The sequence below is a fragment of the Coleofasciculus sp. H7-2 genome (assembly GCF_042747725.1).
Taxonomy (GTDB): domain Bacteria; phylum Cyanobacteriota; class Cyanobacteriia; order Cyanobacteriales; family FACHB-T130; genus FACHB-T130.
Window position 1 is genome coordinate 291,887 of record NZ_JBHZGO010000101.1, and the last position, 23,284, is coordinate 315,170.

Below are 23,284 nucleotides of genomic sequence, written 5' to 3' on the forward strand. Positions count from 1 at the left end.
ATTGGGAACCAATTTACCTTAGAGGCTCTAGCCATTGTCAATGAGCAATCTTTAATCAATACTGCTGACGATTTGTGGGAGGCGCTTCAGGCTGGTTTAGTTTTACCTTTGAGCAATACTTATAAAATCCCTCTGTTTTTTGACCAATCAGAAAAAGGAGATTTACTGATAGAGGATGTCAGGATTAGTTATAAATTTTTACATGACCGGGTGCAGCAAGCTGCTTATTCTTTGATTCCGGAAGAGCGGAAAAAATCAACACACCTAAAAATCGGTCAACAGCTGTTAAATAAAACAGCTAAATATGCGCTGGAAGAGAATGTTTTTGATATTGTTAACCAGCTAAATATCGGTGTGGAATTGCTTGCCAACCAAGCAGAGAAGGATGAACTTGCCCAACTCAATCTGATGGCTGGGAAAAAAGCCAAAGCAGCATCGGCTTATGAAGCATCTGCCAGGTACTTAATAGCCGGACTAAGGCTCCTTAATGAAAATAGCTGGCAAAGCCACTACGATTTAACGCTCACACTTTATCTTGAGTCGGCGGAAGCAGAATACTTAAATATCAACTTTGATCGGGCAGCTACTCTAGCTGAAGTTGCCCTAAAACAAGCTACAAGTTTAATCGACCAAGTGAAGGTAAACGAGCTACAAATACAGATTTATATCTGTCAATTCCAGATGGTTAAAGCCGTCGATACAGGGTTACAAGTCTTGGAACGGCTGGGAATTACTCTCGTAACCTTAACAAGCGACGAGAGTTTGGTAGTTGAGTTGCCTGGACTCGCCGACTTAGAAAATATTCCGGCGATGACAGATCCGGATAAACTAGCGGGTTTGCGAATTTTGAAAACGATTTGTGCGCCTGTTTTCATGGCAAAGCCAGAGATTTTTCCGCAGATAATATTAACAATGATTAATCTCTGTATTGAACATGGTAATTCGGCGCTATCTGCTTTCGCTTATGGTTTTTATGGTTTGTTGCTGTCAGGACTTGGAAAGATAGATGCTGGATATCATGCGGGTAAATTGGCATTAAAACTTCTAGAACAATTTGATGCCAAAGAACTCAAGGCGAAAGTCTATAACCTGTTTAACGCTAATATTAGACCGTGGAAAGAACACGCTAAAAATAGTGTTGTTTCCTTCCAACAAGGGCTTCAAAGCGGCTTGGAAACGGGAGATATTGAATGGGCTAGTTATTGTGGTGGTAACTTTTGCGGATACTTGTATTTTACAGGCGATCGCTTAGATTCTGTAGTGCAGCAACAAGCCCCTTACATTGATATACTCGTAAAAATTAAGCTGCCAACGGGTATCCATTTTGCGAACGTCTGGAGACAACTGGCATTGAATTTTCAAGACAAAGCTGCGGATAAATTTCTGTTGATAGGTGAAAGTTTTAATGAAGCCGAAACCTTGCCCCAGTTAATTGAATCGAAAGGTGGCACAGGCTTGTTTGTTGCCTATGTTGCCAAGACAATTCTTCTGTATCAATTTAAAGATTACGAGGGAGCGATCGCTAACGCAGCTTTAGCAACAGAGCAAGCTGGCTCTGCATTCGGTTTTATGCAGGTTGCTGTACTTAATTTCTACCATTCCTTGGCTCTTTTGGCTCATTATCCCCAAGTTAATGCTACTGAACAGCAACAATATTTAGATAAAGTAAATGCCAACCAGGAGAACATGAAACACTGGGCGTACCATGCGCCAATGAATTATCAGCATAAGTACGATTTAGTGGAGGCAGAAAAGGCGCGGCTATTGAAACAAACTTCTATAGCGATGGAGTTGTATGACATCAGCATTCAAGGAGCCAAACAGCAAGGATATATCCCAGAAGAAGCACTGGCTAATGAACTGGCGGCAGAGTTTTATTTCTCGCGCGGTAGAGAGAAGCTAGCTCAGTTTTATTTAACTGAAGCATACTATACCTTTATTCGGTGGGGAGCAACGGCAAAAGCCAAAGATTTAGAATCAAGATATTCTGAGTTTTTCTCTCGGCTACATATTAGAGAAGCGATTGGCATTGAGGTAACTCGGACGACGAACTCTACAACAGGAACAGGTTCCGCCGTACTAGATTTGGCAGCGATAATGAAGGCGTCGCTTGCTATTTCATCAGAAATTGTTCTCGATCAATTGCTGGAGAAGTTGATACACATTTTGGTTGAGAGTGCTGGGGCGAGAAAAGGTATTCTCTTGCTAAAAGACGCAAATCAATGGTTAATGGTTGCTAAAAAAGTTGTAGAGAGAGAAAGTTGTTTAGTTTTGCCTTCAATTCCCATTGAAACTTGTGAGGATTTACCTGATTCGCTGATTCACTACATCGAAAGAACCAAAAAAGCGGTGGTTGTAGACGCCGCAACTACAGAAGGACTCTTTATCAATGACCCGTACATTCTGAAAAACCAACCCAAGTCTATCTTAGGGTTGCCTATTTTCCACAAAAGACAGTTGACGGGGATTCTTTACTTGGAAAATGACTTGACTCAAGGAGTTTTTACATCAGAACGCTTAGAAGTTCTAAAAGTATTGACATCCCAAGTCACCATTTCAATAGAGAATGCTCATCTCTACAAAAATTTGCAAAGTTACTCCCACGAACTGGAAATAAAAAATAGCGCTTTATCGGAAAAAACTCAGGAACTAGAACAAGCCCTTCACAAGTTACAACAAACTCAGACTCAATTAGTTCAAACTGAAAAAATATCTAGCCTGGGACAACTGGTGGCGGGGATAGCCCATGAAGTGAATAATCCTGTCGGGTTCATTTCCGGTAATCTGCATCATGCTTCTGGGTATGTACACGATTTAATCAACTTAGTTAATCTTTATCAGCAGCATTTTCCCAATCTACCTGCCGAGATTGAAGAGGAAGCTGAGACAATCGAACTGGATTATCTGATAGAAGATTTGCCCAAATTGCTCACTTCGATGCAAGTGGGAACTGACCGAATTCGAGAGATCATGCAGTCGTTACGCAATTTCTCGCGGATTGACGAAGCAACTGGAAAGCCTGCGGACATTCACGCTGGTTTAGATAGCACGTTGATGATTCTACAGCATCGTCTGAAAGCGAGCGCCCAGCGTCCGGCAATTGAGCTGGTGAAAGAGTATGGTGAGTTGCCTTTAGTGGAATGTTACGCCGGACAACTTAACCAGGTGTTTATGAATATTATGGCGAATGCAATTGATGCAATCGATGAGGTAATGAGTAAGGGGGCACGGGGAATAGATAATCGACCCGAAAGCGCTAATTACCCCTTGCCGAAGATTCGGATTCACACGGAAGTAATCAATGGTGAGAAAGTAGCGATTCGGATTGGTGACAATGGGCTGGGGATGCCGGAAAAAGTTCGGCAACGTCTGTTTGAACCCTTCTTTACGACGAAGCCGGTAGGCAAGGGAACGGGACTAGGGTTATCCATTAGCTACCAGATTGTTGTAGATAAACATGGTGGGCAATTGAGCTGTATTTCAGCGCCTGGAGAAGGGACGGAGTTTATTATTGAGATTCCGCTCAGGGCAGCCCTTTCAAAAGTGTTGTAGGGGCGGGAAACGCCCAAAGCTTGAGTGCCTAGAAGCGTCACCAAAGATTCTTGTTTTGTAGCGTAGATGAAAAATGAAAAATGGCGATCGCGCGATCGCTCACGAGAAGAGTCTATCTTTAGCGGGGCTTTTTTGCCATCAAGGGAGGTAAACTCCTGAAAGACTATCCAAAAGCTTATGATTTTAAAGGTTTACCCTGGGGTTCTGATTGCTTTGCTTTTAGGACTCATCGGGTTAGGGCTGGGACTGCTTCAGGAGCGGGTGGAACTCAATCCAGCAAAGTCAGATGCCTCGTTGCTCTCAAAAACGAATGCTTCCCTGCGACAAAATCCTCCTGGCGTGGAAAAGTTGCCGACTTCTACGCCAGTTGCCTCACCCACAGACGAGCCAGAAATACCGCTAATTGCGGCTCGTCAAGGACCTTTACGGGTGACTAATCAAACGGAGTATCCGCTGCGGCTGGCGTTGCTGACTTATCAGCCACCAACGACATCTTATGGGGAGCCAGCACACTGGGATTTTGCCCCAGGAGAAGGGGGCAGCCAAGGCGTGACTTTATCGCTGCCTGGAGGGGATTTGCAGCTGAAAAAGGGGGATATTCTCGTAGCATTTGCCCAAGATGGTTCCCGCCGGTATTGGGGGCCGTATGTTGTGGGTGAGACGCCTCTGCCTGTCTGGAATGCTCAGGTGTCGGAATGGCAACTGGTTTTGCAATCTTAGGGAGTCATTAGTCCAGAGTCAGCACTCAGGAGTCAGTTGTTTTTTCTTTTCCACTGACCAATTACCCATTAACCACTGACAAGTTAGGGAACTCGTAGGTTTTGTCAGAGTCAGGAAATGCTGCTGGGTAGGCGGGAGTCATGACATCCTGCAATGGGTGCGCTGGTGTTGCATTTCCAGCTAGATTAAGGTCTGGGAAAATGCATGGGTGAGGTTGCCCATTACTGACGGACGGTTCGGGGGTTCATGAAATTTAGGGTTAATCGAACGGTTAGAAGTTGGTGGAAATCTTGCCAGAAGCATCCCAACGTGCTGGCGCTATCGATTCTGTGGGTGCTGGTGGTTTGCTGGCTGGCTTTTGTGTGGAATTTAGGGAATATCGGTCTGGTTGATGAAACTGAGCCGCTGTTTGCTGAAGCTGCCCGCCAGATGACGGTGACAGGAGATTGGATTACACCATATTTTAATGGGGAGACGCGCTTTGATAAGCCGCCGTTAGTTTACTGGCTGATGGCGATCGCTTATAAACTGATTGGCGTCAATGAATGGGCGGTGCGACTGCCTTCAGCGCTGTCTGCGATCGCTGTGACAGGGTTAAGCTTCTATACGTTGCGCTACTATGGGCTGCCTTCTCCTAGTGCGGCGACGGGGCAAGTAAGGGATGGGACGCGGCGACGTCAGTTGTGGCTATCAGCTTTGCTGGGTGCAGCCGCGATCGCTCTGAATCCAGAAATGATTGTCTGGGGACGCACAGGCGTCTCAGATATGCTGCTGACGGGCTGCGTGGGTTGTGCGCTACTTTCTTTTTTTCTTGGCTATGTCCACACCAACCAACCCGCCATCCAAACTCGTTGGTATCTAGCTTTCTACCTGCTAGTTGCCTTGGCGATTCTGACGAAAGGGCCGGTCGGCATTGTATTACCCGTTCTGATTATCGGGGCTTTTCTGCTTTACCTGGGCAAGGCTAGGGAAGTGTTACGGGAGATGTTCCCGATTCGAGGCTTGGCACTGGTCTTGGTTTTGGCAGTGCCTTGGTATGTTTTGGTGATTTTGCGGAACGGCGAAAACTACGTTAATAAGTTTTTTGGTTATCACAACTTGGAACGCTTCACTGGCGTTGTTAATCATCACTGGGCACCCTGGTATTTTTACTTCCTGGTGGTGCTGCTGGGTTTTGCGCCTTGGTCAATTTATTTGCCGGTAGCGATCGCCCGCCTCCGTTTTTGGCAGCGTAGCAAATGGCGTGACTCCCCCCGTTCCACTCATTTAGGTTTATTTGCTCTGTTTTGGTTTGCCGGGATCTTTGGCTTCTTCACCGTTGCGGTGACAAAACTCCCCAGCTATGTGCTGCCTTTAATGCCAGCAGCAGGAATTCTGGTGGCACTTTTGTTCAGCGACCAATTGAGGACTGAGGGGAGAGGACTGAGGACTGAGGAGAGAGGACTCAGGACTGAGGGGAGAGGACTGAGGACTGAGGAGAGAGGACTGAGGAGAGAGGAAGAAGTCAGTTCGAGGACTGAGGTGACAGGACTCAGGACTGAGGAAGAAGAAGTCAGGAGTCAAGAATTAGGAGTTAAGAAGCCAGAAGGAGAATTCCCCACTCAGTCTTCTTCTCCCCTCAGTCCTCTTCCCTCATCCCTCAGTCCTCAGCCCTCATCCCTCAGTCCTCATCCCTCATCCCTCAGTCCTCTTCCCTCATCCCTCAGTCCTCTTCCCTCATCCCTCAGTCCTCATCCCTCATCCCTCAGTCCTCTTCCCTCATCCCTCAGTCCTCAGCCCTCTCCCCTCAGTCCTCATCCCTCATCCCTCAGTCCTTTGTTTTGGAGCGGCGTTGTCAATGTAGTGTTTTTAGCAGTCCTGGCGGGCGCGATTCTATACAGCCCAAACTTCTTAGGATATGACCCTGCCGTGCCCGATCTGCGCCAAATGGTTCAACGATCCGGTTTGACGGTGCGGGGAGGCATCATCTGGGCGGTAACTGCTGTTTGGGCAGGGCTGTTGCTGCTGCGACGGCGGTGGCGTTGGCTGTGGAGTCCGAATCTCATCGGATTTATGGCTTTTATCATCTTTGTGGTAACGCCTGCCTACTTGATGATGGATCAAGCACGTCAGTTGCCACTGCGGGAATTATCGGCACGGATCGCCCAAGTCCAGCAGCCAGGGGAAGCCATATTGATGATTGGTTTCAAAAAACCGAGTGTTGTATTTTACACGCAGCGCCCGGTGAATTATTTTGCCAGAGTTGGCTCAGCAATGGAATATATTGAAGCGATCGCGGCTACTCAGCCCAAGCCAACTTCGGTACTGATTTTGACCGAGCCTAGATATTTAGAGAACACAAAACTACAGCCCAATCAATACCAAAATTTAGGCAAAGCCGGTGCCTATCAGCTGATTCGGGTATCAAAACAAATCGTCGCCAGTGTCCAGCATCGACACTCTAGCTAAATTGTTCAACTGCCGCAGCTTGCAGTAATATCAAGCCCGGATAATTGCCCATGATGAGAAGACCTCACGTCCAACCCCGCCCTCGCTTTTCGGTGAGGGGTTGGGGGTAGAGAGGGGTTGGGGAATGCTAGTTCAGCAAGCGGACTAAGATAGGTGAATAAAATTTCTGGTGTCATCATGATGAAATTCGGCGTTTTGGCACGACTGAGTTTGAAAGGATGAAAGCACCATTTTCAGGAAAAAGGAAAAATTTTGGGCATCAGTGCTGGTTGCCGGTTGTTTGTTGCCTAATTTTCCTTTGGCTTTTGCTAGCAATGCCGGTGCTAGCGGAAGATTCACCATCGCCGCCACCCGTCACAGTTGAAACGCTGCGACAGATGCAGCAACAACTGGATCGGCAGCGGTCTAATTATTCCAAAGAAAGCGATCGCTTATCAAAACTCCAAAAAGCCGCGCAGGGACAACTCAGTGGCTTGCAGCAAAACCTGGAATTAACGGGCACCCAGCTCAATGACTACCAGTATCAATTACAACGAGCCGCTCAGGAATTAAAGATGTTGCAAGAGGATCTGGCGATCGCGGAACGCTCTTATCAACAAAAGCAAGCCGCCACCGTCGCCCGTTTGCGTTTCCTGCAACGCCAGCAGCTATCTCACCAAGGATGGGGAATTCTGCTAGCCAGCCAAAATCTCAGTCAATTTTCTGACCGGCGTCGCCAGATCAAATTGGTGTTTCAAGCCGACCAACAAATCTTGAAAAACTTGAAGGCGGAAGCCGACCAAATCAACCACCAAAAAACCGAGATCGAACAGCAGAAAAACCAAATTGCCCTGATTACCCAACAATTGCTCGCACAAAAAGCCGAATTTGAAGCTCAGACACAGGCGCAGCAGCAGCTCATTCAACGCCTGAATACCAACCGGCAAGCCTTAGAAGCAGCTGAGAACGTTTTGGCGATTGATTCCGAAGGGATTAGCACTCTCATCCAAAAACGAGTTGCCCAAGCGAAGGCAAAAAGAGAAAGAGAGGCGGCAGCTAGCAAAGCCATTCTTCGCGGTAGCGAGATTCTTCGCGGCACGGGTATCTTCAGCTACCCTAGCGATGCGGGAATTACTAGCAACTTTGGTTGGCGAGTCCACCCAATTCTGGGCTACCGCCGTTTCCATTCCGGTCTTGACTTTGGGGCAAGTTATGGCAGCACTATCCGCGCCGCCAACAGCGGAGAGGTAATTTTTGCCGGATGGTATGGAGGTTACGGGAAGGCGGTAATCATCGACCACGGCAACGGCATCACCACCTTATACGGTCACACCAGCGAACTCTATGTTTCGGAAGGACAATCCGTAAGCCGAGCAGATGCGATCGCGGCGGTTGGTTCTACCGGCTTTTCGACTGGCCCCCATCTCCACTTTGAAGTTCGTAAAAATGGCACACCCGTAGACCCCATCAGTTTCCTTTAGCGCACTGAAAGCGGACTTCCATCAGCTCTAAACTGGACAATTTTCCAGGAATTTAACGGCAAACAATCAGATATTCTTAGTTTTATTGAGCGAGTATTCTATTTCAACCAAGCAAGTGTCAATCTCTTTCTCCAATCCTTCTAAAATCAGCAATTTTCAGAAAACGCTGAATGTCATCGTCGTCGCCCTGCCTCTGTTGGGATTTATCGCTGCGACCCTGGCTATCATCTTCTGGGAACGTGGGGTCCAGCCGCTGGATCTGAGTCTACTGGTAGGAATGTACGCCCTGACTTTCTTTGGCATCACTGTGGGGTATCACAGGTTTTTCACCCATCGTGCCTTTCAGGCAGGGGCATTTGTGCGTGCCTTTTTAGCGATCGCTGGCTGCATGGCAGGTCAAGGTCCAGTCATTAGCTGGGTGAGTCACCATCGCTGTCATCACCTCTACTCAGATACCCAACAAGACTTCCACTCACCAAATCTTCACGGAGAAGGGTTTTTGTCGGTGGTTCAAGGCTTTTGGCACGCCCATACTGGCTGGCTGCTGAACGTCGATTGGACGCCTCCATACCCCTATGTCTCGGATCTCAATCGTGACAATGTTGTCCAAAAAATCGACCAACTCTACATCCTCTGGGTGCTACTTTCTCTGTTAATCCCGACGCTTCTGGGTGGAGTCTTAACCGGGTCGTGGTCGGGAGCATTGAGAGGCTTAATCTGGGGAGGAGGTATCCGGATTTTCCTCTTGCATCAATTTACTTTCAGCGTCAACTCAGTCTGCCACCTTTTGGGAAAACGCCAATTTCCCACAGACGATCAAAGTAAGAACAACCTTTTCGTCGCCATTATGACCCTCGGTGAAGGATGGCACAATAACCACCATGCCTTCCAGCACTCGGCAAAGTTTGGACTCAGATGGTGGCAACTTGATTTGGGTTGGCTGGGTATCGTCGCCCTCAATCGTCTAGGGCTTGTCTGGAATGTCAAAGTTCCATCCTCAAGCGAAATCGAACTCAAAAGCATCACTTCTTCAGTTGGATAGTTGGTAAATTTGACCCATTAGCCACTGAAAGCATCTCATTTTGGTAAAAACGCCTGACAACATTTTTTAGTTGTCAGGCGTTGTTAGGAGGGGTTACACCCTGACATCCGAAAGACACGGCATTGCCATGCCCCTAAGTTTAGGGAGATTACCTGCCTCCACAAATTAGGTTTATTTTCTACCGCCGTGTTTATGTAAGTAAAATTTTGCGAATCTGCGAAGAGCGCAGTAGTCTCGCCTGCGATTGACAGGTGTGGAAAAATTTGCACGCGGTGTTAGTGATTAGTGGTTATTCGTCTGTAGATATTAAATGGTGCTGAGTTGATAACTGATCCTCAGTACCATTTCGGCGTTGTTGCTATACATCGTTAGGCTAAGGTCGCCTCACAGTTGGATAGCGAATCCAAAATCCCAAATTGCTACTGATACATAACCACTAACACGCTTTCATCAACCATGTTGTACTCTTCTGTTCCTACCAGCATCCGAGATATCTTGAGTGAAATGTTTTCTCTACTGCCTCTGAAATTCTGCATTGATTGCTGGGGGACAGACAAGATACTGAACAATGGCACAGTTGATGACTCGCTTCCTCAACTCACTTTGCAGATTCATCATCCCGGAGTCATCCGGACTCTAATTCTGAGCCAAGATCCTTTGGTTCTAGTAGAAGCTTATCTTCAGGGCTTTTTGGATTTTACAGGCAACATCGACGATCTGATGCTCTTAGAAACGCTTTCCTTTTCCCAGAGCGATCGCAGCAAAGCCATAAAAGCTTGGATGGAAGCGCTGAGTTTACCCCAATTGCCTTTATCGCTGCAAGAGAAATCATCTTGGCAGAAATTAATCACTCATAGCCGCGATCGCGACTCGGCAGTTGTTCAATATCACTATGATGTCGGCAATGATTTTTACCGTCTTTGGCTCGATCCTTTACTCGTCTATTCTTGTGCCTATTTTGAACATCCCCAGATGAGCCTCCCAGAAGCTCAGCAGGCAAAGCTCGATTTGATCTGCCGTAAACTCCAATTAAAACCAGGTGAATATTTATTAGATATTGGCTGTGGCTGGGGAGCTTTGCTACGCTGGGCTGTAACTCATTACGGAGTGAAGGGATATGGCATTACTTTGAGTAAAGAGCAGCTGGCTTTTAACCAACAAGCGATCGAGAAAGAAGGTTTGGACACACAGCTAAAAGTCGAGCTTCTCGACTATCGCAACTTACCCCAAACGCCAACCTATGACAAAATTGTTTCGGTTGGGATGGTTGAACACGTCGGAATTAAAAACTACCCGATTTATTTTCAGAGTGCCTTATCTGCCCTGAAGCCTGGAGGTTTGTTTCTCAATCACGGCATCACCGCCTCAGAAAAATGGGACGGTTCCAGCCTCAACGAGCGCTTTGTTCAACGTTATATCTTCCCGGATGGAGAGCTGTCCAGGCTGTCCGGTTCTTTAGCAGCCGCCGAAGAGACGGGATGGGAAATTGTCGATGTTGATGCTTGGCGGATGCACTACGCCAAAACAATGCGCTGTTGGGCGGCTAATCTGGATGCAGCGATGGAGCAAGCGATCGCCCTCAGCAGCGAACGTAAAGTACGATTATGGCGGCTCTATCTCATTGGTTTCGCTCTTGCCTTTGAACGGAACCACATGGGGATTTATCAAGTCCTATTGCAGCGACGAGCAGATAAAGCTTGGAATTTGCCGCTTACCCGTAAAGATTGGTTATATTAAGAGTTTTAATATTGCTTTTTTCTAGTGCAGATTGACGGTTGTGATGCCACAGTCAATCTGCACAATCAGAATCCTCACCGCATTGGTAGACCACTATGCCCAGAAAACAGCAAAGCTGGATTGTTTTTCAGGCAACACAGCGTCAGAATCGGCGATTCTGACGCTGTGTTGCCAGCAGACTGAACATTTAAATACGCAAGTCCTTACACTGATTCCCCGTTTAAATTTAGTCTGCGCCATTACTTCTGTGACTAAACTTATACCAACCGCAGGCTAATAGCAACATTTGTAGCCTGGTTATCAACCACGCACTTTGGCGAACGATTACTGTATAAATCCCCCTGCACATTCCTGCCCAGTAAAACACTGTAATTGACTCTAGTTGCCAGTTGAAACACAAACCAAATTATGCTAAATATTCCAGATTATACAATCCTATCAAAAATTTACGAAGGAACAAAAACAGTTGTTTATCGAGGGTATCGCCATCATAACGAGCAACCTGTTATTGTTAAGAGTCTTCGGCAAGAGTATCCAGCTCTCACCGAAATTGCTAAGCTTAAACATCAATATGAAATTGCTTACGATTTACCTATCTCAGGAATCGTTAAACCTTTAGAGCTGGAAAAATATAATCAATATTGGTTTTTGATTTTGGAAGATTTTGGAGGAGATTCGCTACAAAATTTTCTTTCAAAAAATCAAATTAGCTTAAAGAAAACAATCCAAATAATTATTCATGTTTCAGAAACAATTAGTCAGTTACATCAAAACAACATTATTCACAAGGATATTAAGCCTCAAAATATCATTATTAATCCTGATACAGGATTGGTAAAAATTACCGATTTTAGCATTGCCTCGCGTCTGTCCAGAGAAAACCAGATGATTGGCAATCCCAATTTGCTAGAAGGCACTCTTGCCTACATATCACCAGAGCAAACGGGGAGGATGAATCGCTCAATTGATTATCGTACCGACTTTTATTCCTTAGGCATCACCTTTTACGAAATGCTAACTGGAAGGGTGCCTTTTCAATCCAACGATCCGATGGAGTTAGTTCACTGTCATATTGCCAGCCTTCCAATTCCACCCCAGCATCTGAATCCAAACATTCCGCCAGCGGTGTCTGACATCGTGATGAAGTTATTATCTAAAAACGCTGAAGACCGCTATCAAAGCGCTTTTGGACTCAAGGCTGACCTGGATATTTGTCTAACTCATCTAGAAAGTACTGGAAAGATTAACAACTTCCCACTAGGTAGACACGATATCTCCGATAAATTTCAAATCCCACAAAAACTTTATGGTCGAGACTCCGAAATTGCTTCTCTAATGGCAGCTTTTGAAAGAGCCAGCTTTGGCTCGACTGAAATGATGCTGGTTTCTGGCTTTTCTGGAATTGGTAAATCAGCTTTAGTAAATGAAATTCATAAACCAATTGTGCGGCAAAGGGGTTATTTTATTTCTGGCAAATTTGACCAATTTAAACGAAATATTCCCTATGCTTCCCTAATTCAAGCTTTTCAAGAATTAGTTCGGCAACTTTTAACAGAAAGTGAAGAAAAAATAGAGCTTTGGAAAGCACAAGTATTAGAATCTCTTGGTTGCAACGGTCAAGTCATTATTGATGTAATTCCTGAAGTGGAACTGATTATCGGCAAACAGCCGCCAGTTCCAGAACTTGCTCCAGCAGAAGCCCAAAATCGATTGAATTTAGTTTTTCAAAAGTTCCTCAGTGTTTTTACTACAAAAGACCATCCCCTAGTCTTATTTCTGGATGACTTACAATGGGCAGATTCAGCCTCATTAAAATTAATTTATCTGTTAATGACCGATCCGGATAGTAAATACTTACTCATGATTGGGGCTTACCGAAATAATGAAGTGAGTGCAACTCATCCTTTGATGCTGACCTTGGATGAAATTAAAAAGAGCGATATTGCGGTGAATAATATATCTCTGCACTCTTTAGTTCTTAGAAATGTAAATTCACTGATTGCCGATACGCTTAAATCTGAACCAGAAAAATTAAATTCGTTAGCAGAGTTAGTTTTTAATAAAACGAATGGCAATCCCTTCTTTTTAACTCAGTTTTTAAAATCTCTTTACGAAGAGAACTTGTTTAATTTTGACTTAAACCAGGGATGTTGGCAGTGGGAGCTTGAACAAATTCGAGGAATGCAGATCACGGATAATGTAGTTGAATTAATGGTAATAAAAATTAAAAAACTTTCCCATCCTACTCAGAAAGCTCTAAAACTCGCAGCTTGTATTGGCAACGAATTCAATTTAAGAGTTTTATCGATTGTTAATGAAAAGTCTCAGGTACAAACATCTGTTGAACTTCGGGAAGCCCTTAAGGAAGGACTAATTATACCAATTGGTAATGCATATAAATACGTTCAATCTTATTTAGAAGATAATTTAAATACTTCTCTCAATGATGATTTAGCAGTTTCTTACAAATTTCTACATGACCGCGTACAGCAGGCAGTTTATTCCTTAATCCCAGAAACTGATAAACAACAGGTTCATCTCAAAGTAGGTCAGCTATTACTTAGAAATACAGCTCGACAAGAACTAGAAGAAAAAATTTTTGATGTAGTTAATCAGCTTAATTGCGGCAAGGACATCATAACTAACCAAAATGAAAGATATGAACTAGCAAATTTAAATCTAACCGCTGGTAAAAAAGCCAAGCTATCCACAGCTTTTGAACCTGCATTAAAATATATAACTGCCGGAATGGAACTGCTTTCAGATAATGACTGGGAATTCCAGTATCTGTTAACATTATCTCTTTATAAAGAACGCGCAGAATGCGAATATCTGAACGGAAATATTGATGAATGCGAAAGATTCTTTGACATTATTTTAAATAAAGCTGCATCAAACTTGGAAAAGGCAAGCGTATATATCATGAAAATCATTATATATACGACCAACTTGATGAAAACTAAAGAAGCTATTGAAATCGGTAAAGCAGGATTGAGATTATTTGGGATCGACCTTCCCGATGGTGAAGAGGAACTAAAAAAACTAATAAAAGCTGAAACTCAAAACGTTAAAGTTAATCTGGCAGGGAGAGAGGTTAAAGATTTAATTGATGCGCCAGATATGACCGATCTGGAGAAAGTAGCTGCTACAAAGATTCTTATAAATATGACTCCACCTGCCCGATTTATCGGCAAGCATATATTTGATTCAATAATGTTAAAAATGGTTAATATTTCCTTAAAATCTGGCAATTCAAATGTCACTTCTTTTGCCTATATGTCTTATGGATGGACTCTGGCAGGAAGAGATGAATTTGAAGCAGCTTATCAATTTGGTGAATTAGGCTTAAAAGTTAATGAAAAATTTAATAATATAACCTTTAAATGTAAACTTAACATGATTTTCGGTTCGTACATTAGTCACTGGAAAAATCATTTGAGGACAGATTGCGAGGGATATCTAAAAAATGGTTTTCAGGACGGAATTGAAATTGGTGATTTTCAATGGGCTACTTATTCAGCTTACTACCGAGCTGTTAAATTAGTATTTAAGGGAGATAATTTGGATGAAGTTTATCAAGAAGTTCAAAAATATTTAGAATTTTCATCAAAGAAGAAAATACGCTCTTTTGTCGATATTTTTTTAGTCATACAGAAGTTTGCTTTAAGTCTAAAAGGAGAAACAGAAGAAAAAACCAGTTTCAATGATGATAATTTTAAAGAAGAAGAGCATTGGGATGAATTAAAAAAAGTCCCAGCTCTTTATGTTACTTATTGTATTTTGAAGGCTCAGCTACTTTATTTATACGAAAAATATGCTGATGCGATGAAAGCGATCGCACAAGGGGAAACACTAATCTCGATTCCCTTTGCTACTATCATGATACCGGAACATTATTTTTATTCTACTTTAATCCAAGCAGCTCTTTATCCTACTTTGCTGGAAGCAGACAAAGAGCAGGCAATGGAAAATCTATTGATAAATCTAGAAAAGATGAGGAAGTGGTCTGAAGCTTGCCCAGACAACTTTTTACACAAATATTTACTAATGTCTGCTGAAATAGCGCGGATTACCGGCAAAGATGGGGAGGCTCTGGATTTATATGAAAAGTCAATTAACTCAGCTAGAGAAAACGATTATATCCAGAACGAAGCGATAGCCAATGAACTAGCGGCAAAGTTTTTTCTCGCTAAAGGATACACCGTGCTGGCAAAAGCCCATATTATGGAAGCTCACTATGGCTATCTTAAATGGGGCGCGATCGCTAAAGTTAATGATGTGGAAGAAAAATATCCGCAGTTCTTTTCCGGGGTATCTGCAACCGGCAAAACTGGGTGTCCGAGCAACATGATTTCCTCTAGTACTGGCAGCGATTCGGGATTGTTGGATGTAACGACAGTCGTGAAAGCCAGCCAAACCTTAGCCAGTGAAATCGTTTTAGACAAGTTGCTAGAAAAATTAATGAAAATTGTGATTGAGAATGCTGGAGCGCAGAAAGGCTTTCTCATTTTGGAAGAATCGGGCAACTTAGCGATCGCTGCTGAGGGAGAAGTCGATCGGGCTGAGGTAACAGTTCTCCAATTTATTCCCGTGGAATCCAGTCAAAAGGTTTCCCCTGCTATTGTCAATTATGTGAAAAGAACGAAGAAAAATTTGGTTTTAAACGATGCCACTAACCAAGGCTTATTTAAATCAGATCCTTACGTTTTACAACATCATCCTAAATCTATCTTATGTCTTCCGATTATTAAGCAAACGCATCTGATTGGTCTGCTTTATCTCGAAAACAATCTGACCACTAATGCTTTTACACCAGATCGGCTGAAAGTTTTAGAAATGCTGTCATCTCAAATTGCTATCTCTCTAGAAAATGCCAAACTCTATGATGAGATGACAGCATTAAATGCTGACCTCAAGCAAGAAATTGACGAGCGCAAGCAGGCAGAAGATCGCTTACGCGAAAGCGAAGAGCGATTTCGATTGATTGCCGAAACTACTCCGATTCCTCTACTGATTAGTCGTGTATCTGATAGCAAGATTCTGTATGCAAACATGGCGTGTAGCTCAACTTTGGGTCTACCCACTCAGGAATTGATAGGTCGTCAGGCACAAGAGTTCCATTACGATTCTGATGCTCGAAAAGGGTTTCTGAAGGTACTAGCTAAAAATGGGTACGTTCGCAACTACGAATTTCAGATAAAAAAGGTAGACGGAACGCCATTGTGGATCAATTTATCCATTCAGCCAATTGCGTTCAACGGCGAGCAAGCAATGCTTAGCGGGTTCCAAGACATTACCGAACGCAAACGGATGGAGGAGTTAAAAGACGAGTTTCTGGCAAATACCTCTCACGAACTCCGCACCCCGCTTAATGGCATCATTGGCATCGCCGAATCTCTTATTGATGGTGTAACGGGACATTTGCCTGAAAAGACGATTTTTAATCTATCGATGGTAGTATCGAGCGCTCACCGACTATCCAATTTGATCAACGACATTCTTGATTTTTCTAAACTGAAACATGGAAATCTAGCGCTTAAAATCAAGTCCGTGGGAATGAGAGAAATTACCAATGTGGTGCTGACTCTTAGCCAACCTCTAATTGGTAAAAAATCTTTACATCTGATAAATAAAATTTCTCCAAATACACCAGCTGTTAATGTTGATGAAGATCGGGTGCAACAAATTCTCTACAACCTGGTCGGCAATGCCATTAAATTTACAGATTCTGGTGTAGTAGAAGTGTCGGCATCTGTGGTCGAGGAGGGAGAAAAGAAAGATTTCTTTGACCCTGCGTATGTACCTTATCTAGCGATTACCGTTGCCGATACGGGAATTGGTATCCCCCCAGAGAAATTTGGCAAAATCTTTGAATCTTTTGAACAAGCTGATGGCTCAACAGCAAGAATTTATGGGGGGACTGGTCTTGGTCTTGCTATCACCAAAAAGCTAGTAGAATTGCACAATGGAGAAATTCGCGTAGAATCCAAAATGGGTGTTGGTTCGCGATTTACGTTTACCCTGCCGTTCTCAAAAGAGTTGAAGATTGAAGAAGAATTGAAGGTTGAAGAATTGCAGCCTCAACTTGGCAACTTGCAACCTACTAATTTGCAACCTGCTAAACAGCAACTTGTAACCCAAAGTGGCGACATCAATATTTTGATAGTGGATGATGAGCCAGTTAACGTGCAGGTGCTGGTTAACTATCTATCGGGGCAAAACTATTCCTTAACCCAAGCCTTCAATGGCATGGAAGCATTGGCAGCGATCGCGCAGGGGCTAAGACCTGACATCATTTTATTGGATTTGATGATGCCGCGCATGACCGGCTATGAAGTTTGCCAGAAAATCCGCGAACAGTATTTGCTTAACGAACTGCCCATCTTGATGTTAACTGCCAAAAATCAAGTATCAGACCTGGTAGAAGGATTTAAGTCTGGTGCCAACGATTATCTAATTAAACCAATCTCGAAGAATGAACTTTTGGCTCGGATCAACCTTCATCTTCAGCTATCTAATCTGGAGGCGCTGCGGCAAGCAGAAGCGCGAGAACGGGAGAAAGCGCAACAGCTAGAACTCACTTTAAGCGCATTGCGACGCACCCAAGCCCAGCTGATTCAGGCGGAAAAAATGTCTAGTATTGGGCAACTGGTGGCGGGAGTAGCCCATGAAATTAACAACCCAGTCAATTTTATTTACGGCAATCTTGCCCCTACAAATGAATATGCGCGAGACTTGCTCAATCTTATACAGATGTATGAGCAGTTTTACCCCAATCCAGTTCCAGAAATTCAGCGAGAGATTGAGACAATTGAATTGGAATATTTGAAAGAAGACTTCCCAAAAATCTTATCTTCTATGCAGGTAGGGGCAGAACGCATCCAATCTATTGTGCTGTCATTGAGAAACTTCTCGCGCTTGGATGAAGCAGCAATGAAGCCAGTAGATATTCATTCAGGCATTGAATCCACCTTGTTAATTTTGCAGCATCGACTCAAACCCCAGAAAAACCGATTGGGGATTGAGGTGATTAAAGAATTCGCTCGCCTGCCTAAAGTGACCTGTTACGCAGGTCAGTTGAATCAGGTATTTATGAATATTCTCAGTAATGCAATTGATGCCTTAGAAGAGGTTCATGGTTCATCGTTCACGACTAATGGCAATGAACAATCAACAATGAACGATGAACAATCACCTACGATTTGGGTTCGCACCTCCATTGTAGAGGAGGGTCGGGTCGCAATCCGGATTGGTAATAATGGGCCTAGCATGACCGAAGAAGTGCAAAAGAAGATATTTGACCCCTTCTTTACGACGAAGCCGGTGGGGGCTGGCACTGGTTTGGGATTGTCTATTAGCTACTCTATTGTGGTGGAGCGTCACGGCGGACAGATTCGCTGTGTTTCATCACCTTTACAGGGCGTAGAGTTTATGATAGAGATTCCAATTCAGCAACAAAAAAAGGGCTGATGTAGACTAGGGGGCAATCAAAATGAACGCTTCTGGCGTCAGGTGCAAGCCTAATCATTCTCTTTGATAGGCATCGCCCAATCGCTGACCAATTTACCGTAAAGTAACAACATCCGGAATGTCCGAATTGCTAAATACCGAAAAATGTTATACTATTCAAGTTATTAGGGCATGTAGCTCAGTGGATAGAGCATCAGATTCCGGTTCTGAGGGTCGGGGGTTCGAATCCCTCCATGCTCGTTTAAAGCCCTAAAATGGAGAGGCGCGATCGCGTCTCTCATCTAGCCTTTACCTTTAACCTTTAGAGTAAACGCGATAACCACTCGCCAAAAGTCCTTTCAAAAACTTGGGAGGATTCCTTTCCCGATCGATATCTGGCGTAGCAGGAATCCCAACTCCCCTCAGTTGTTCTGGCAGCAAGGCAGGTTTATGGGGTTTTATCGTATATTGGGGGCATTTTTGCGATAGTTGGGAATTTTTCAGCAGCCAGTTGATTTCCCGCCAGGAGTATTGCTTTAAATCGGCTAAATTGAGTCCAGATTTCCTCACTTTCCTCAAAACGTTATCCAGGATATTTGCCGGACAGTATCGGTTGTAAAATAAATCCTCAAAAATAAAAACTCCCCCTGGCTTGATGACACGAGCAATTTCTCCCAGGTTCTTTCTAAGTTGTTGTTTTTCCAGGTGAAGAAAAACACTACTTGAGATTACAAATTCTATTGAATTGTCCTCAAAGGGCAACTGACCCATTGGCATACAAATCAAAGAAAAATCCGTTGAAGAGAATAAATTGTATGCCTTATTAAATGTCAGCATCCGACGCAGCAGATTTTCGGAAATATCTATTCCGTAATACTGATTGCAGGTAATTTTTTTTTGTTTTGAAAGATAAGCAGCATGTCTGCCATATCCACAACCCAGATCCAAAATAGAATCAAAATGTTTGCCTGTCGGAATATTCTCCCAAATTTCTCTAGGAGTTTCTATAGAAGCGGCGGTTTGTTCCCATTGCAGTGCAGCTTTCTCCCAGATTTGCTTAAGATTCAATCTGGAATCAGCTTCATAGTTTTTGGGGAAAAATATCTCATTGAGCAGTTGAAAATTGTTTAACTGAAGTTGAGCTTTTTTTAAGGTCAGCATTTGACTCAATCTCCTCCCCTCGGCTGTGGTCAGATGAAAGCGACTACTTTGTATTCTTCAGTCCCCCAGCCTTAAAGATCGGGTAACTCCGTAAATATGCGGATAGGCGTTCCTTATATTTAATCTTTCCTTCAAAAATATTGCTACGGGTTAGAGCTTATCTTTATTTAAGCTTTAAATAAGTAGCGAACTGACCGCAGAATTATAAAGTTTGTGTAAAGAAGCCTGAAATTCTCAATAAAATCAAGGCTTCCAGACGATTTAACCGTTTAAAACATTAGGAAAAATGACCGCACTCCAATTGTGGGTAAGAAAATGCTTATATAGCAATCCTCAATGATTTGCGAACCCCTGTAGAGACGCGATTAATCGCGTCTCTACACTAAGGCGAATACTCGCGCACAACTTAAATAGGATTGCTTATATGCGTATTTCTTCGGATATAAGCCTAAAGATAGAGCCTTTCCAGATCCCAGATGCTCAAACTGGAAGTATTAGCTTTCTCTATCGTCGCTGTTTTCCCTCATCCCTCTGACAATTCGGGAGAGTTCGCTCTTTTCGTCAACCGCAATCCGAGTAGGGGAACCACTGATAATTCGTTCGTAATTCCGGAACGAATCCTTAATTTCAGCTCCCTCGTCACTAATCGTGTACTCGCGGATGCCTTTTTCATGCCACGAACCCCGCATTTTAAAGACATTGATAGCGCGGGACATTTCACCGCGAATTTCCACATATTGCAGCATCAAAATCGTGTCTGTAATGGTGGAAATATGGGAATCTGTAATCGAGTGGGAACCCATGAAGTGGTCTGTGGTATTGGTACAAAAGCCAGTGATTTCCTCTTGCTTGGCATAACCCGTCACACCAATCACAAACTGCCGGAAGGCGTTGTTGCTGACGCCTCGTGCTAATGCCGAAAGCGAATCAATGGCAATGCGAGACGGCTTGAATTCAGCAATTTCTGACTTAATCATCTGCAAGTGATCTTCCAAACCAGCCGACTCTGGATAGGTGCAAAGGATTCTCAGCAATCCTTTTTGTTCCATCTCCTCAAAATCAATGCCCCAAGAGTAGGCGTTGCGAGACAGCTGGGCACGAGATTCTTCGTAGGCAAACAAAATGGCACGTTCGTTGTTCGTACAGGCAACTTGCAAAAATTTGCTGACTAAAAGCGTTTTGCCGGTACCCGTGGCACCCGTTGCCAGAATGATAGAATCTTTAAAAAATCCACCACCACACATTTCGTCGAGGGTTTTGATACCCGAAGACACCCGGACATTGGAAGAACGCTGGGTGAGCCGCATCGCTCCTAGCGGGAAAATATTGATGCCATTATTGGTCATGGTGAAAGGGTATTCCCCCTTCATGTGAGTGGTGCCGCGAAGTTTAAGAATTTCAATCGTGCGGCGACGGCGTTCTCCTTCCAAAACGTTGCGGACAATTGCCACGTTATCGGAAACAAACTCTTCTACTCCGAACCGCGCCACCGGGCCATATTCTTCGAGACGTTCCGTCGTCATCACCGTAGTGACGCCAATTTGTTTGAGGCGGGCTACCAAGCGAAAAATCTCTCTCCGCACGACGGAAGGGGCATCATATTGCTGAAAAACAGCGGTGACAGAATCGATAGAAACCCGCTTGGCTTTGTATTTACGAATGGCGTACTGAATGCGCTCAATTAGGGCAGAAAGGTCAAAGTTACCGACCACTTCCTGTCCTTCTGGATCGGGTGAAGCGTCCAGAATAAACAACTTCCCTTCATCAATTAAGCGTTGCAAATCCCAACCAAAACTGGAGGCATTTTTGATGATATCAGTAGGAGATTCTTCAAAGGTAACAAATACCCCAGGTTCATCAAAATAGGCAATTCCATTGTAAAGAAATTGAACGGCAAATAATGTCTTGCCAGTTCCAGAAGTGCCACTGAATAAGGTAGTTCTCCCTAGGGGTAAGCCTCCATGACTAATATCATCGAAGCCTTCAATCATCGTCCGGATTTTTTGTACTCCCACTGGAGCCAATTCGGCTTGTGGCTCAATCGGATTAGTTTTACTCATCGCTTCAGTCGCAAAAAATTGGCTCTACTTGCAGAAACGGACTAGGAAACATATAACAGTTTAAAGTCTAAAGTCTCCAGTCCGAATTAAAGTTTACAAATCCGCTTCGGCTTCAATGAGTTCTTCGTAGAGAATATCTAGCCCTACCAAGACCTTTTCCCGATCTGAAAGATCCCCGATGATTTTGCGGATAGGAAGCGGTAATACTTTCGCCAAGGTCGGTGTGGCTAAAATTTTATCTTCCTCTGCCAGTTGCGGATTTTTGAGAACATCGATCACTTTGAGAGCGTAGACGCCTTGAAACTCGTGTTCAAGGATATTTTTGAGTGTTGTCAAAGCTCGTACAGAATTGGTAGTATTTCCAGCAACGTAGAGCTTGAGAACATAAATTTTCTTGAGCGCACTCATAACTTAGCCATTAGGGAGAAAGTGTTGGAGGGGGAATTAGGGATTGTCTAAAGTCTAAGGTTTTTTTTCAAAATCTGCCTGAAGCGATGAGCTTAAAGCTTAGGATCATGACTCTCTAGGAATAGAACGGCGATACATTTCGCACAGGTGAGCAATGACATCAATTAAAGTCAATCGATAGTCCAGCAAGACTTCTTCACTTCGCCCCTCTACTTGCAGTTGTTTAGAAAAATCATCCATTAATTCCATGTGAATTTCGACAATTTGAGAAACAGAGATGTCGGCAAAAAAAGCCGTTGTCACAAATTGGTCGATTGTTTGATTCAGTGTACTCTCTTTAGAAAAGTAACTGAGAACAATTTTGCGGTATTCTGCTCGGAGTTGCTGTAAAAGCTCTTGCTTTTCCGTTCGGGATAGATAACGGAAAAAAGACTGCGGATTTCGCTTATAGTACACACCCAAGTATCCTAATCGCTCCTTAAGTTTTTCAGTCAGCCGTCGCTGCTGTAGCATAAGAAAATTTTGAGTATGCAACTCGGTGATGGCATCGATGCTGATGGAGCGATCTGGGAGGAGACAGGTGGGAGCAAGGGTGAGAAACTGAGCGATCGCCCGTTCAATCAACCGCACAATCTTGTCCGCTTGGGTTACGGGTACATAAACTTCTCCAGGGTGGTAAAGATAACTCCCCAAGACTTGGGTAGAATCCGTGGCGGTACTGGTGCGATCTTGCCCATCTAGGGTGGTTGATCTCTGACTGGCTTCATCCGTTACCCCGGATAAAATTACAACTGGCAGCAGTATGCCTTGTTCGTACAAGCGGTTGATGAGTGACCGCAACGACCAGTCTTCTTGTAAAATCAAACAATCAATTTGCTGCTTGTGCTGCTCAACCCAGTCAAAAAACTCAGGTAAGGAAAATATCTGGTTCAGAAGATAGCGATGTTCCACGGCGATCGCTTCTTTCAGGGATTCGCTGCACAATGGGTCGCGTAAGGACTGTGCCAGCGACTCAGAACGCACAAAAGTACAAATAGACAACGGAGGATGCAAAACTTTAAGTACTGTAGAAATTAAATTACTGTTTGTCTTGAGACATCGCTCAGAAGGAGGATCTCTCACCGGACTTCATCAACTACTTAATATTAATTTAAGCATTAATCGAATTGTTATTAATTGTAATTAGTAGGCTCCCATAAGCCCCCTCGACCGATGCATAATTAAGCAGTAGCTTGTTTTTGCTTTTT

Annotated in this window: 11 protein-coding genes and 1 tRNA gene; 8 read left to right on the plus strand and 4 right to left on the minus strand. The window is 43.9% G+C overall.

Going from position 1 to position 23,284, the window contains the following annotated elements; genetic code table 11:
- The first annotated feature begins 72 nt into the window (after nucleotides 1–72).
- The 8 genes from ACFW2W_RS21470 to ACFW2W_RS21505 all read left to right on the plus strand — a co-directional run bounded on the left by ACFW2W_RS21470 (nucleotide 73) and on the right by ACFW2W_RS21505 (nucleotide 18,669).
- Complete coding sequence (locus ACFW2W_RS21470) at nucleotides 73–3,552, plus strand: ATP-binding protein (RefSeq protein WP_378182963.1); 3,480 nt, start codon at nucleotides 73–75, stop codon at nucleotides 3,550–3,552.
- 177 nt (nucleotides 3,553–3,729) lie between these two features.
- Nucleotides 3,730–4,272 (plus strand): hypothetical protein, encoded by a 543-nt coding sequence (locus ACFW2W_RS21475; RefSeq protein WP_378182965.1) that lies wholly within the window; start codon nucleotides 3,730–3,732, stop codon nucleotides 4,270–4,272.
- Nucleotides 4,273–4,518: 246 nt separating this feature from the next.
- On the plus strand, nucleotides 4,519–6,720 hold the full coding sequence (locus ACFW2W_RS21480) for an ArnT family glycosyltransferase (protein ID WP_378182968.1): 2,202 nt from the start codon (nucleotides 4,519–4,521) through the stop codon (nucleotides 6,718–6,720).
- 218 nt (nucleotides 6,721–6,938) lie between these two features.
- Nucleotides 6,939–8,180 (plus strand): murein hydrolase activator EnvC family protein, encoded by a 1,242-nt coding sequence (locus tag ACFW2W_RS21485; RefSeq protein ID WP_378182971.1) that lies wholly within the window; start codon nucleotides 6,939–6,941, stop codon nucleotides 8,178–8,180.
- 115 nt (nucleotides 8,181–8,295) lie between these two features.
- Nucleotides 8,296–9,222: an acyl-CoA desaturase gene (locus tag ACFW2W_RS21490; protein ID WP_378182974.1), complete on the plus strand. Its 927-nt coding sequence runs from the start codon at nucleotides 8,296–8,298 to the stop codon at nucleotides 9,220–9,222.
- A 456-nt stretch (nucleotides 9,223–9,678) separates the two neighbouring features.
- Nucleotides 9,679–10,959 (plus strand): class I SAM-dependent methyltransferase, encoded by a 1,281-nt coding sequence (locus tag ACFW2W_RS21495; RefSeq protein ID WP_378182977.1) that lies wholly within the window; start codon nucleotides 9,679–9,681, stop codon nucleotides 10,957–10,959.
- A 408-nt stretch (nucleotides 10,960–11,367) separates the two neighbouring features.
- Nucleotides 11,368–18,429 (plus strand): ATP-binding protein, encoded by a 7,062-nt coding sequence (locus ACFW2W_RS21500; protein WP_378182979.1) that lies wholly within the window; start codon nucleotides 11,368–11,370, stop codon nucleotides 18,427–18,429.
- A gap of 167 nt (nucleotides 18,430–18,596) precedes the next feature.
- Nucleotides 18,597–18,669, plus strand: a tRNA-Arg gene (locus tag ACFW2W_RS21505).
- A gap of 54 nt (nucleotides 18,670–18,723) precedes the next feature.
- Here the strand turns inward: ACFW2W_RS21505 and ACFW2W_RS21510 are convergent.
- The 4 genes from ACFW2W_RS21510 to ACFW2W_RS21525 all read right to left on the minus strand — a co-directional run bounded on the left by ACFW2W_RS21510 (nucleotide 18,724) and on the right by ACFW2W_RS21525 (nucleotide 23,078).
- Nucleotides 18,724–19,569, minus strand: a complete 846-nt coding sequence (locus ACFW2W_RS21510; protein WP_378182982.1) for a class I SAM-dependent methyltransferase — start codon at nucleotides 19,567–19,569, stop codon at nucleotides 18,724–18,726.
- A 494-nt stretch (nucleotides 19,570–20,063) separates the two neighbouring features.
- Complete coding sequence (kaiC, locus tag ACFW2W_RS21515) at nucleotides 20,064–21,629, minus strand: circadian clock protein KaiC (RefSeq protein WP_378182985.1); 1,566 nt, start codon at nucleotides 21,627–21,629, stop codon at nucleotides 20,064–20,066.
- A 93-nt stretch (nucleotides 21,630–21,722) separates the two neighbouring features.
- Nucleotides 21,723–22,037: a circadian clock protein KaiB gene (kaiB, locus tag ACFW2W_RS21520; RefSeq protein WP_378182986.1), complete on the minus strand. Its 315-nt coding sequence runs from the start codon at nucleotides 22,035–22,037 to the stop codon at nucleotides 21,723–21,725.
- A 105-nt stretch (nucleotides 22,038–22,142) separates the two neighbouring features.
- Complete coding sequence (locus tag ACFW2W_RS21525; RefSeq protein ID WP_378182989.1) at nucleotides 22,143–23,078, minus strand: circadian clock protein KaiA; 936 nt, start codon at nucleotides 23,076–23,078, stop codon at nucleotides 22,143–22,145.
- Nucleotides 23,079–23,284: the final 206 nt, after the last annotated feature.